General features: G+C 50.7%; 8 protein-coding genes. All 8 read left to right on the top strand.

The annotated features are described in order from the left end of the window. Positions 1–194 precede the first annotated feature (194 nt). The 8 genes from ACTID9_RS27735 (at position 195) to ACTID9_RS27700 (ending at position 13,484) form a co-directional block, all read left to right on the top strand. Positions 195–818, top strand: a complete 624-nt coding sequence (locus ACTID9_RS27735) for a TetR/AcrR family transcriptional regulator (protein ID WP_441068724.1) — start codon at positions 195–197, stop codon at positions 816–818. A 27-nt stretch (positions 819–845) separates the two neighbouring features. Continuing rightward, complete coding sequence (locus ACTID9_RS27730; RefSeq protein ID WP_441068722.1) at positions 846–2,087, top strand: efflux RND transporter periplasmic adaptor subunit; 1,242 nt, start codon at positions 846–848, stop codon at positions 2,085–2,087. After that, positions 2,084–5,191 (top strand): efflux RND transporter permease subunit, encoded by a 3,108-nt coding sequence (locus ACTID9_RS27725; RefSeq protein WP_441068720.1) that lies wholly within the window; start codon positions 2,084–2,086, stop codon positions 5,189–5,191. Before ACTID9_RS27730 ends, ACTID9_RS27725 begins: the two co-directional genes overlap by 4 nt. An 80-nt stretch (positions 5,192–5,271) precedes the next feature. Further along, positions 5,272–6,567, top strand: a complete 1,296-nt coding sequence (locus tag ACTID9_RS27720; RefSeq protein WP_441072755.1) for an HD domain-containing protein — start codon at positions 5,272–5,274, stop codon at positions 6,565–6,567. Beyond that, positions 6,560–7,063 carry a YwgA family protein gene (locus ACTID9_RS27715; protein ID WP_441068718.1) on the top strand — a complete coding sequence of 168 codons (504 nt, stop codon included), beginning with the start codon at positions 6,560–6,562 and terminating at the stop codon, positions 7,061–7,063. Before ACTID9_RS27720 ends, ACTID9_RS27715 begins: the two co-directional genes overlap by 8 nt. A 200-nt stretch (positions 7,064–7,263) precedes the next feature. Further along, positions 7,264–7,824, top strand: a complete 561-nt coding sequence (locus ACTID9_RS27710) for a hypothetical protein (RefSeq protein WP_441068716.1) — start codon at positions 7,264–7,266, stop codon at positions 7,822–7,824. A 36-nt stretch (positions 7,825–7,860) separates the two neighbouring features. Continuing rightward, positions 7,861–8,775, top strand: coding sequence for an S-layer homology domain-containing protein (locus tag ACTID9_RS27705; RefSeq protein WP_441068714.1), 915 nt, complete (start codon positions 7,861–7,863; stop codon positions 8,773–8,775). Between the two features lie 398 nt (positions 8,776–9,173). Continuing rightward, positions 9,174–13,484 (top strand): hypothetical protein, encoded by a 4,311-nt coding sequence (locus tag ACTID9_RS27700; RefSeq protein WP_441068712.1) that lies wholly within the window; start codon positions 9,174–9,176, stop codon positions 13,482–13,484. Positions 13,485–13,550 lie beyond the last annotated feature (66 nt).

Genomic DNA, 13,550 nt, shown 5'->3' with positions numbered 1-13,550 from the left:
CGGAAGCTGAAGGAATGACTTCAGGCTTTTGCGGCCTGTGTTTTTGTCTTGTGATCGGATTGAAGTGAGCGGCAAAAAAATTTTTTGATGAAAGCGCATGCAAGTGTTTACACGCATAGGGGGCGAAGGTATAATCTGGATGTTGCTAGTCATGAAAGCAAGTAACTACTTGCTTGTGCTGGAGGTTTGAAAGAATGAATGAAGACTATACGGATATACACGAGGGCAAGGGAGCCGAACAGGAAACGCGGCAGCGCATCATCGCCGCCGCCAAGCAGCTCATGGCGGAAAAAGGCTACAAAGGCGCAACCACACGTAAAATCGCTGGGCTAGCGGGCGTAAACGAAGTGACGATTTTCCGCCATTTCAAAAATAAAGAAGGGCTCCTCGATGCAGCACTGGTGGAAATGACCGCGATCCGCGAGCCGCTGGAAGCGTTTCTGAAAGATTTTACCGGCAGCGTTGAGGAACTGCTTGCTGCCTATGCGAGACGCTACTATGAAATTTTGGTCGAACGCAAGGACAGCTTCATCATCTGCATGTTTGAAGCGCGCGACAGGCCGGAGCTGGCCCAGTTGTTTTGCCGCATACCGGAAGCAGCCATCGAGGTTTTGCGAGCCGAGCTGGGGAAATTGGCGAGCCAGGGCATTCTCGACGACCAGAAAGACCACGGCGTTGCTGCCCATATGCTTCTGTCTACGGTTTTAATCGAATTTATTGTTCATCAGCACATTGGATTGGAAACGGCTTGTCCGATGGACGAATACCAGGTCATGCAGCATGCGTCTAACATCTTGTTCACCGGGCTACGAAAATAAAGCGCACGAATGGAGCGAGAGCGAACCATGAAAAACAAATGGCTCACCGTATTGTTACTTTCCGGGCTGGTTGTCACGACGGCCGCATGCAGCCAAAAAGATAACCCGACAGCCCAACAAGCCCCGGTGGATGCAAAGCAAGTTGAGGCGATGCCGGTCAAGCCGGAAAAAGTGGGACGGATCAGTGAACTGTCGGCCACACTGCAGCCTTATGAAGAAGCGACAATATCTTTTGAAGTAGGCGGGCGCATCACCCAGCTTGCAAAAGAAGAAGGGGATGCGGTCAAGGCAGGCGAAGTGCTGGCCAGTCTCGATTCCCAGGATTATTCCCTCCAGCTAGCCTTGGCGGACACGACGGTGAAGCAGTCGGGAGCCGTGCTGAGCAAGGTCAACAACGGAGCGCGCGAGCAGGAACTGCTGCAAGCCAAGCTGCTTGTGGATAAAGCGACCATCGGCTATCAAAAAGCGCTGGACGACTTCAATCGCGTGCAAAAGCTGTTCAAGGAACAGGCTGTTTCGCAAAACGATCTGGACAACGCGAAGGATGCTTTGGACATAGCCCAGAAAGATTTGGAATCAGCCAAACAGTCATACTCGCTGACCACGCAGGGCGCGCGTGTCGAGGACAAAGCGGCGCAGCGCTCCACCTATGATCAGGCGCTGGTTGCCAAGCAGCAGGCGGCACGGACGCTTTCAAAAACGCAGCTGGCTTCCCCGATCCAGGGGACTGTCCTGGCGAAGCTGAATGCGGCCGGTCAGATGGTCAGCCCAGGGGCTCCCGTTTACAAGATCGGCATGATCGACACGTTGAAAACCGTCCTGCCCGTTCCGGACTATGAGATCGGGGCGTGGAAGGTAGGAGATTCGGTTGAGGTGGCTCTCTACGACCAGAAGCGTACGGGCAAGGTAGCGAAAATATACCCGGCGACGAACGAAAGCACAGGCACGATCGGGGTGGAAATCACAATTCCCAACCCTAAGCATGACTGGTTTGCGGGGCAGGTGGTCAAAGCGAGCAAGACGATCGAAGGAAAAACCGGCATTTTTGTCCCTGCCGCAGCCGTCATCAGCCAAGGGGAAGCGCAGCCGTATGTGTTTGTCGTGAACGGCGGGAAAGCGGTCAAAACAAGCGTCACCATCGGCGAGCTTATCCAAAACAAGCTGGAGATCACCTCCGGTCTCAAGGAAGGGGAGCAACTGGTGACCAAAGGGGCTGACCGGCTGTTTGACGGAGATGCCATCGAGCTGACGGGAGGGGCCAAGCAGTGATCGGATATATCGTTAAAAAACGCAAAATCACACTGCTATTCTTTGTCATGGTCGCCATGGTTGGCTTCATGAGCTTTTTCCAGCTTCCCAGGCAAGATTACCCTGACATCATCATAAACGTGGCGACGGTCACGACCGTATTACCCGGTGCGTCGCCGGAAAAAGTGGAGCAGACGGTCACCAAAAAGCTGGAGGAAAAAATCAACGAGCTGCAAGGCATCAAGTCGATTCAATCGACCTCCAGCCTGGGTGTTTCGGTCATCGTGATCGAAACGGAAGGCGATGTCGAGCCCAAGCAAAAGTTCGACGAGCTGCGCAAAAAAGTGCAGGATGCCAAAGCTGATTTGCCGGATGACGCCAAGCAGCCGATCATCAATGATGACCTGAATCGTACCTTTATTCAGTCGATTGCCGTCTATTCCGATTCGCGGGAACAAGTAAACAGCCTGCGCGATTTGCTGAAGACGTGGAAGGATCAGCTTCGCACCATTCCCAATGTCGCCGATGTTACGATCGGCGGGTTGCCGGAGCAAGAGGTGCGTATCGATGTCGATACGCAAAAGCTGCAAAACTACGGGCTTTCCTGGGCACAGGTCATGTCCGCAGTCAAAACGGAAAATGAAAAAATTCCGCTCGGCGATTTGACGGTGAGCGACCGCACGTATCAGCTCAAAATTAATGAGACGCGCAGCGTCGATGAGCTGAACAACATCATCCTTTCCAAAACGCCGGAAGGTTTTCCGGTCTATCTCAAAGACATCGGTAAAGTCACCATGTCGACCGAGCAGGTAAAAACATATTCGTACTACAACGGGAAACCATCTGTCACGCTGAGCATCAACGCAGAGACGGGCAGCGATGTTCCCGATCTGCAAAAACGGGTTGACGCGATGATGGAGACGCTGGGAAAAACGCTGCCTGCCTATGCGCACATGGAGTCGATCTATTCCCAAAACGAGCGGGTTAACGAGCTGTTCAGCGAGCTGGTTCGCGAAATGGGCATTGCGATCGTGTCGGTGCTGCTGGTATGTACGCTCGGCTTGAACGTGATCACCTCGCTTGTCGTGGCCATGGCGATTCCGATTTCGATCGCCGTTGGTCTAATCTTCCTGCCGCCGATGGGCATCACGCTCAATTTTATCTCGATCGGGGCGCTCATCATTGTCTTGGGGATTTTGGTCGATGACGCGGTCGTCGTCAATGACAACATCGAGCGCAGATTGTCCGTACTGCGTGAAAAGCCGTTCGACGCCTCCGTCAAAGGCGCGAAGGAAGTATCCATCTCGATTCTTACCGCGACCCTCGCGACCATGGCATCCTTTGCCCCACTGATGTTCCTGAGCGGAAACACGGGGCAGTTTATCAGACCGATGCCAGCGATCATTTCGTTGACGATGCTAGCATCCATGATTATGTCGCTCACGATCATCCCGATTTTCCGGGAATGGTATGAGAAACGCAGCAGAAAGAGCGTCGATTCCTATCGCAAGCCAGCAGGGCTTTTAGGCGTCCAGATTCATCAGCTCACACAGTGGTATGCCAACCGCTTGATGCCCCGAATGCTGAAGCGGCCGCTTTTGACCGGGATGGTCGGCGTGTTGATCGGGACCGCTGCATACGGTTTGATCCCGCTCACACCGGTTCAATTGTTCCCCAAATCCGACCAAGAGGTGTTTTTGGTCAATATCCGCGTGCCGGTAGGAAGCAGCATTGAAAAGACCGACAAGGTGGTTAGCGACGTTTCCGATTGGATCATGCAGCAAAAAGGCGTTACCGATGTAGCCGCTTATGCAGGGGAAAGCGCCCCGAAAATGTTCAGCGGAGATACCGATAACGGCTCGGGCATCACGGTGGGACAAATTGTCGTTAAATATGACTCGCATCAAATGCATGCTTCCGATATCATTGAACCATGGCGCAGCGAACTGAAAAAACGGTTCCCGGAAGCCAGCGTCATTCCGAAAGAGCTGGATATGGGACCGCCGGTCGGCACGCCGATCGCCGTGCGCATCTACGGACAAAACATCGATACGCTGCGCAGCATTTCCAAAGAGTTGAAGGAGAAAATCTCCAAGGTTCCCGGTACCCTTGATATTCAGGATGACATGGGAATCGAGCGGTACACGCTTCAGTTCGAGGTGAACAAAGACCTGATGCAGCAAAAGCTGGTCAATTACACCGAGCTGTCCCGCACGCTGCGGCTGGTCAGTGAAGGGATCGAGTTCAGCCAGTTCGATACCGGGAACGATCTGATTGACATGAAAGTATATTTGGAAAAAACGGATGAAGATCCGTCGATGATTTTCCAGCGTTTGACCGTCATGAATGCGTTGGGACAACAAATCCCGCTTTCGCAGCTCGCGCAAATCAAACCGACGTTCAGCATTCAGAAAGTGCTGCACCGCAACTTGTCGCGTGAAGTGACCATTTACGGTGACGTGAGCGGACGCACAGCCACCGATGTGATGAAGGATATTTTGCCGATCGTCAAATCGACACAGCTGCCGGAAGGCTATCGCTATGAAATTGGCGGGGAAACATCGGAGCAAACCGACATCTTCCTTGATATGGGCAAGCTGTCGATCATCGTGGTGTTCCTGATCTTGATTTTGATTGCGATGCAATTTTATTCGTTGACCATGCCGGTGCTGGTCATGAGCACGATCTATCTTGCTTTTGCCGGCAGTCTGATCGGGCTGTTCATCACACAGACGCCGCTCGGCTTCATGACGATGATGGGCGTGATCTCGCTGTCCGGGATCGTGGTGCGAAACGGTATCGTGCTGATCGAATTTATCGAAGAGGCGCGCCATGCCGGCACAGAGCTGAAGGAAGCGGTCATCCATGCGGGTGAAGCGCGGTTGCGGCCGATCTTGCTTACCTCCTTTACGGCGGTAGCCGGACTGACGCCGCTTGCCCTGACAGGCGATGTGCTGTTCAAGCCGCTGGCTGTGACGATTATTTTCGGTCTGCTTTTCTCCACGATGCTGACGCTGATCGTCGTGCCTGCTTTCTATATGGTATTGGCGAGAAGGAAGGCAAAAAGGCTCGCGAAAAAAGCCGCAAAACGGCCTGATTTGTATGGAGAGCAGGTCGAAGTATAAAATGAGAGTGGAATGAGCAAGGGGGCCTGGTTACAGGTCCTCTTGATTCCTTTCCAAGAAAAGGATGGTGGAGCATCGTGCTGCAGGAGCCGGAACTGTTACATGAGGAAAAAGTATTCAAAGACCCGGTGCACCGCTACGTCCATGTCCGGGAAAAGCTGATTTGGGACCTGATCGATTCCCCCGAATTCCAGCGTCTCCGCCGCATCCGTCAGCTGGGGACAAGCTATCTCACCTTTCATGGCGGCGAGCATAGCCGCTTCAACCATTCACTGGGCGTCTATGAAATCATGCGCCGCATTTTGGAAACCTTTGAAGGCAGAATTACGCTGACGCGGGAAGAGAAGCTCCTCTGCCTCTGCGCCGCGCTTTTGCATGACGTCGGGCACGGGCCGTTTTCCCATTCGTTTGAAAAGGTGTTCCGCTTCCATCATGAAGAATGGACCAAGGAAATCATCACAGGCGATACCCACATCAATCAAATTTTGCGCAGAGTCAGTCCACAATTCCCGCAAAAAGTGGCGGAGGTCATTGCCAAGACCTACAACAACAAGCTGATCATCAGCCTGGTTTCCAGCCAGATCGATGCTGACCGGATGGATTACTTGCTGCGAGATGCTTATTTCACGGGCGTCAATTACGGCAATTTCGATATCGAGCGCATTTTGCGCGTGATGCGTCCCCATGATGAAGGGATCGTGTTCAAATTCAGCGGCATGCATGCCGTGGAAGACTACATCATGTCCCGCTACCAAATGTATTGGCAAGTCTACTTCCATCCCGTGACGCGCAGTGCGGAGGTTGTCCTGAACAAGATTTTTCAGCGGGCGAAGCATTTGTATCAGCAAGGCTTTGCTTTCCAGCGGGAACCGGTCGATTTGCTGCCGTTTTTCCAGGAAAAGCCGACGCTTGCAGATTATTTGGCGCTCGATGAGTCGGTTGTGTTTTACTTCATGCACCAGTGGAGCCGTGACGCTGACCCTATCTTGTCGGACCTGTGCAACCGCTTTCTTAACAGGAATCTCTTTCAATACGTCGAATATAATCCGAGAGATTTTCGCCGTTTGAGCGAGCTGAAACAGATGCTCACCGACGCCGGAATCGACCCGGCCTATTATCTGGAAGTTGACTCTTCCTCCGATCTTCCTTATGATTTTTATCGCCGCGGAAAAGAAGAGGAGCGCATTCCGATCATGCTCCTCATGCCGAACGGCGAAGTTGCGGAACTGTCGACCAAGTCGGAGATCGTCGAATCGATTAGCGGCAAGCGCCGCTTTGACTATAAACTATTTTTCCCGGCGGACAAGCTGGATGCGTTGCCGCGCAATGTCGCGGATGAGATACGAATACGTCTAGGAGTGATGGAGGATGCTTAACGGTCACGCCAAAATTTTGCGCCTGATAGAAATCGCAGGTGAGGTAAGCGGCCGCAAGAAATTGCACAAGATGGTGTTTATCGCGAAAAAGCTGAATGTAGATTTCGATGACCGTTTTCAATTTCACATGTACGGACCGTATTCGGAAGAGTTGACGCTGCGTGTTGACGAGCTTTGCAATCTGGGCCTGCTTGACGAAGAGATGGAGACAAAGGGCGCGATTCAAAAGTATCGATACATACTCAACGAGGTCGGCAGCGATTTCCTCCGTTTTCACGAGGCGGACCTCGGCTACGGGGAGGCGTTGATTCGCCGGATGAACCAGGAGAATTCCCGGTTTCTTGAGTTGGTTTCTACCATTCTCTATTTCGATACGCTGACGTATGAGGAAATGAAGGAAAAAGTCTTTACGCTAAAAAGCAAGCAAAAATATACAGAGGAAGAGATTTTGAAAGGACTCGCTTTTGTGGACGAGCTTCGTGGATTACAGCACTGATCAGGAATTTATTATGTTGAGCGTGAAGTCGTTTGAAAAGCCACACCTGCTGATTTTTTAGAGCGGGTGTTTTTTGAGTATGCGAATGGGGAAAGCTCTGCTGCACGATGCGGCGGAGCTTTTTTTCTTGCAAGTAACCCGGCTTTTTTTGTCCCAACCCGGGAAGCGATAATGGGTTAAACGTTGGGGGAGGTAACAGGATGAACAAGCTCATGGAAAGGACGGGAACCGTACGGAAATGGGTCATCGTGATTGTGATTTGCGCACTCTCATTTGTCGGCGGGCTATTGGCAAGCAAGGCGGAGGAAGTCGTGGATATCGGCGACCTGTCGCCTCAATCGGATATGCAGTGGGCGATGGAAAAGGGATTTCTCGATTCGGGATTGCAGGAGAAGGACCCGATCACACAGGCGGCTTTCATCAAGATGCTGGTGCTTGCCTATGCCCCGAAAGAAATCGGGCTTATCGTGCCAACGGGCGCGGAAAATCATTGGGCTGCCCCATATTACGCGACAGCCAAAAAGGAAGGCATCATCGGCTGCTCCTGCATCATCAAGCCCGACAGCCCGCTCTCTGTAAAGGAGGCAGCCGATCTCGTCACGCAAGCCGTCACACATGCAAGGAAGGGAGACATCGGTGTCGGTGTAAACGAAATAGCCGGATGGATCAGGAAACAAAATCAGGAGGAAAATCAAATAAATGTAAAGGAATCGGCGGGGCTCATACGGAAAATGGAGGAGACGATTCATGGAACCAGTTGATGGAAAATAGAGATGGACGATGGAGGGGGATTTTTTATGAAAAAAAGCATGCAAATGGTAGTGGCAGTAAGCGTCATTTTGGGGACAACAGCAGCCTATTCGCCGAGTTTGGCCGCAGAAAAACCTGCTGCGGCGGTAGCCCAATCGGATTATGCTGGGCATCCGTTGAAAAATAGCATTGATTACGTACTGAAGAATCGGCTGATGTGGACGTACCCGGATGGAAGTTTTCGGCCGGAGCAGGCGGTGACGCAGGCGGAGTTGGTGTCTGGTCTGGTGACGATCAAAGGCTTGAAAAAAACCGCGCCCGTGCCTGAAATTGCAGCGGGTCACTGGGCAAAGGCGGCATATGAGAAAGCGAAAGCGGATGGCATGCTGGATGGGGTGACGATTCGGTCGTTTGCGGTTTTGACTAGGGAAGAGGCGGCTTTTTTGGTTATTAATGCGATGCAGAGTGTGAGGAATTCTCGGGGGTTAAAAGATAACGAGGATTATTACAAAAATCTCCCCAACATTCAGTTTGTAGTTGGTTATAGGTGGATTCCGAAGAAGGCAGGGAAATTTCCAAATGGGGTATCTACAACAATTTTTGATGGGATGTCCAGCTTTACTCGAGCGGAACAAGCCTATACCTTAAAGGAACTTTCAAATGATATAGACGAAATGAACCTAGCTAATCAACTTGCAGATAAATTTCACGCTTCTTTAAAAATTGAAAAGGGAGCTCTTGTTGGAACAGTTCCATCGGGAGCGAATCGATTTATGATTATGGGTTCAATCATATATACAGACAATTCCTTTAAATTGTTACAGCCCGATTCTGTTTTCAAAGAAGATCTCTCCAGGATTTCAAGAATTGTGTTTACGATAGGTACGTCTTATAGAAAAGGACTTGTAGAGTATCGGTATGATAATTTTAATCCTCCAACAAGGGTTCGAAGGTGGTTTTAATGGTATTCAAACTTTACTCAAAAAGATTGTATTTTTTAATGATAACTATAATATTGCTATGTAATGCAATATTAACTTCAGATTTTTTTGTTAATGCTTCAAGTGGGTCACCTAATTCGCATTCAATAACATCTGGTTATATTAACGTAGACAAATCTGTTACCGGGACCAACGACCTTTCAATACAGATATTGGGAAATATCGATATTGGACCGGGTGATTTTGCAAAATTATTTGTAGCTGATGTTGCTGTAGACGGGTATGTTAGAGGTCGTTCGAATGTTTTTAACATATACACTAGAGGCGGGGAAATCGTCAAAGATGAAAACGGCTACCCCTATGTTGATAGTTCTGAAATATCCGAGTGGGCAAACATTTTAGGCGGGAATCCTAGCTTTATGACCGATGCCAATGGTTTACATTCTTCGACGATTTCGGGTGGTGTAAACCCATCCTTCACCCCCTACAAAGCCTACCTCCTCTCCCGCATCGCATCCATGTCCGGCGGGAAAGGAGAACCCATCACCTACAAACTAAAACCCGGGGCGGACCCAAAAACAAAAGACCGTGACGAAGAAGTCTACTACGCACAGCTAAACTTCAAAACATCCCCCCGCCCCCAAGGCGGCATCGACATCGGCCCCAAAACAAGCGTCAACGTCGGAGAAGCCGTCCCCATCAGCTTTTGGGCCGAAGACTACAGCTACTATGATCGCGGCATCAAAGTTCTCAGCTACTACATTTACAACCTCGACACTGGAAAAGTTGAAGTAGAATTCCGGGATCAGGCAAAAGAATACAACGACCCCAGAGGCGATGGAGCGAATTACGGAGGCACAGCGAGCCCGTACAAACTGGCGATAAGCGGTCAATCGTTCACCCCAACCAAGCCGGGCCGCTATGAGGCGCGTGTGCTAATTACGGACCTGCACGCCCGCAACAGTCAAAACGCACCTGCGGTCGATGGGATAGGTGTCCCTTATGCGAAGCCGTTCACCGTCGGGGGAGGCATTTGTACCCCGATCCAATCAACCATTAAAATTTCCGGCCAATCCGATCAACCGTTAACCTCCGGCGGCACCTACAAACTCCCCCAAGGAAAAAACACAATCAACAGCATCACCTTCCCGGTCGCGGGCACATTGCGGATCGACGGCACGACGATCGGGACAGGCACAACCTTCAGCAGCATTTTGATCGATACGGATCGGTCAGCAACGTTCATTCCAACGGATTCGACAAAATGCGAATGGACCTTCCGATTTCTGAAAGCGGACCCCGTTTCTACAGAGTGTGCGGACTGCAAGGGCGTGCTTGCTGTTCAAACTTATACGGCCAGCGGAAAAGGGGAATTGAACGCGATGATTCCCTCGGGCGGAACCCAGTTTGTCGCCAGTGATGCAGACTACTTGCGGATTGAGACGACAATCCCCGGCAAATGGTATGACGGCAGTGGAAACATGATTCGGATGTCTGCAAATGTGAAGCCAACCAGTTTCACCGATGCTTCCTTCTATCACAGCAGCTTCACGATCAAATTCGTCAGTGACGATGGCAGCTATTGCTGGTGCAAAACATTCGAGCGGAAAGGAGCGGAAGGCAGCGTTTCATGCCCGACTGTTTATCGGGAGGGATACGGCACCGTAGATAATGGCGCAACGATCACGGATATCCCGTTGGGAGGATCGCTGAAACTGTCAGCCACTTATGTAGATGCCAACCGGGACAAGCAGTCGGCAAATCTTTACTGGCAGATCAAGAAGCCGGATGGCACGACTGTGAAACAGGTTTGGACGTCTAATGAGAAAGGCGGATGGGGGCTGTTTCCCAGCAGCTTCTTGAATTTGCCGATTACAAACGGCTATGCACCATCCGACCAAATCATTCAATTCGATAAAAAAGGAACTTATACGATTTCATACAGCTATGAGGGGCTGGTTGGGGAGCCGTATGATTCGTGGCGGGCCAAAAATTGCGTGTGGTCCATCACGGTGACGATTATTGACTCGCAGAATACAGTGTGCAGTGATTATTCCTACGATGTCGAGCTTGATGGGCAAAAAGTGATGCTGACCGGAGCAGGCACGCAAAGCTCGCCATTTGTGTTGAAAGTGCCAAAAGGCGAGCCGAACGAGGCGATTTTCCGATTGCTCTACAAAGGCAAACCACAGCAAGCAGAAGGGTACTTTGAAATCAATTCGACGTATGGCAAGCAAGGAGCATGGGGGACTGCATTCTCCTATGATTTTGGGCCAAACAAGGCGAATGTCCCCGAATTTACGCTGTTTGCCTATCCGCGCGATAAAGAAGACTGCAAAACTTATTTCAAAATCATCTGGGGCGAACCGAATCCATTCGTGTGCAGCGATGTGTACGTAACGGCGAGCGTAAATGGCGCAGAAATGCCGTTGACAGGTACAGGTACACCCGCTGATCCGTACAAAATGGAGCTGCTTGTGAACAAGGATTACACCGTCGATTTTAAAGCATTGCTGCACAAAAACGGCACAGGGACAACCAATGGCATCGAAAGCGTAACGTGGGAGCTGACAAATGGAAAAGGTACGACATCTGTTGGGACCGGCACCACGTATACGCGAGCATTCAAGGAAATTTCAGCAGGAACGTACACGCTCAAAGTCCGCGTGAAAGGGAAAGGACAGCTTGACCCTTGCCCCGATAAGCAGTTGATCATCGAATTCCGCAGCCTGACGTGCAAAGACTTGTTCATCCAATACAAGTTTTCCACCGACAGTCGGTGGTCGTTCGACACGGGGAGCGCTATCACGACAGCGCCCGGCAAAATCCACCCGATTCTGATTGATGCAAACACAGGCATCAAGCTTGCCGTGACCTCTGATAGTCAAACGCCTTCCGCGCAAAATCAGCTGAAGGTGACGTGGACGATGACCGACACGAAGACGGGTAAAACCATTACCAACGATTCGGCGTCTCCCAGTGTGTTTTTTGAGAAAAACAAGCTGGCTGAAACGAATTATCTGGTCAAAGTGAAAGTGACCGATGCCGCCAATCCTGCCTTCACCGGTTGTGAGCTGTACATCAGCTTCGATTTAACCAGCAAAAATTCCGCCTGTGACTCGTTTTTTATCCATGTTTATGCATTTGCCAACAAGAATCAGACGATCGATCAGGCGCAAAGCTTCCACAACTACAATGGCAAAACGATCAAACTGGACAAATCGGCAGCGATGTATTTGATCGCCATCAGCAAAAGTCCGAACGACATCGATGACGGATATTCGGAGTCGATAAATGTCGATTGGACAGTTCCGACGCCATGGATAGATAGTCCGCTGTTCGATGACAAGGAAGTGAACTGGACTGTTTTCCAAAAAAGCCCCGTCCCAGAGGGAACCTACAAGATAACGGGCAAGCTCAATGACAAAAACTTCACGGCAAAGTGTGACTTTGAAGTTACCATTGTCGTGGGCGATAAGACGGCCCCCGAAGAACCGACACCGTGCACGACCTGCAATCCAGGCGGCGGTGTAGACGGCGGAAGCATGAAAATCAAGGTATACGATTCGAGCAATCGGCTGCTGGTCAGCACGGCGGATGGCGTGTGGGAAAGGGAGCCGGCACGTATCGATGTAGAGATCGACCAAAACAAGCTGGATGCTGCTTTTGTCAAAGTGGACAGCGAAATAAAGAAAGCGATAGACGACAAAAAAGCCGAGCTGCTTGCGAAATATGCGGACTCCGCCTATGAAAAAGTGAAAGTGACTCCCAAGCCGGAGTCGTGGGTGGCCAAGACGGATGCCAAAACCGTATGGCCGACCTCCATTCCGCTAACGGTGACAGGTCCTGGAATCAATAAGCAGTTTTCACTTTCACCAAAAGTCGAGAAACAAAGCAGCATGTATGAAGGAACAATCACTCCTACGCTCACGACCTGGAATCAAACGTTGAACAGCGCTGATTATGTTGTCAAAGTCGATCCGTTCGCCATCGATGTCCCTTATCAGGTAGACTTCGCCGTCACCTATGAAAAATGCGAAGAGATTGACGACCCGAATTGGGTGCCAGATCCGGATCATCCGGATGAAACAGCGCCGACCATAAAAAAATGCACGCCAGGCACCGAGTCGGCATCGATCAGCAACCGGTTCGCAATCACTGTTTTGGGGGATCAAACCAGTTTTGAAGTGTACGAGCCAAACGCGACCGGTTCATTGGGGCATACAGCGGAATGGACGGAATACCATGCGCGGGATCGCTACGCGAACAACCAAGCGAATGATTTTTACGCCGGGGAGCGGATATTGACGAAGATTGAACTTTTGCCGAAGCATATGCATCCGTTCAGCAAGCAGTATCCCAAAATCATTGCAGCGCAAGCGTGGATTCTGGAAACGGGAAAACGGAATACGACACTCCAATCCAATCTCAACCTGTTGGCATTCTCACCGACTTTATGGAAAGGTGCACAGCAAACGATCGCGAAGCTCGGTGCACGTGAAACCGGTGTGGATACACCTTTGATGGGAGACAAACAGAAAGGATTTGAAAAAGGGGGCAGTTACGCCGTCTATTTTCACATCCAATTTGCCTATCAGGTAGAGAAGGGCTTCGCGTTTGGCAATAAAGTCGGGATGTCAGGCCATGAACAAACGGACTACAAAAGCGTTTTCCGGATCATTGCCAATGCATGGGAGCGCCAGGGAATCCGTAATCACACAAAGCAGTAAATATTTTTGCGACCTCCTCTGTCTTTTTATACCGTTAAAGGTAGAAACAAGGAGGAGGGGGTCTTT

It is taken from the genome of Brevibacillus fluminis (genome assembly GCF_052072235.1).
Taxonomy (GTDB): Bacteria; Bacillota; Bacilli; order Brevibacillales; family Brevibacillaceae; genus Brevibacillus_D; species Brevibacillus_D fluminis_A.
Note: the sequence above shows the minus strand (reverse complement) of the source record. Positions and strands in the feature narration are given on the sequence as shown.

Bases quoted from the DNA above. Each gene is read 5' to 3' on its own strand.
- ACTID9_RS27735 (WP_441068724.1), top strand. From the start codon at position 195: ATGAATGAAGACTATACGGATATACACGAGGGCAAGGGAGCCGAACAG.
- ACTID9_RS27730 (WP_441068722.1), top strand. From the start codon at position 846: ATGAAAAACAAATGGCTCACCGTATTGTTACTTTCCGGGCTGGTTGTC.
- ACTID9_RS27715 (WP_441068718.1), top strand. From the start codon at position 6,560: ATGCTTAACGGTCACGCCAAAATTTTGCGCCTGATAGAAATCGCAGGT.
- ACTID9_RS27710 (WP_441068716.1), top strand. From the start codon at position 7,264: ATGAACAAGCTCATGGAAAGGACGGGAACCGTACGGAAATGGGTCATC.
- ACTID9_RS27705 (WP_441068714.1), top strand. From the start codon at position 7,861: ATGAAAAAAAGCATGCAAATGGTAGTGGCAGTAAGCGTCATTTTGGGG.
- ACTID9_RS27700 (WP_441068712.1), top strand. From the start codon at position 9,174: ATGACCGATGCCAATGGTTTACATTCTTCGACGATTTCGGGTGGTGTA.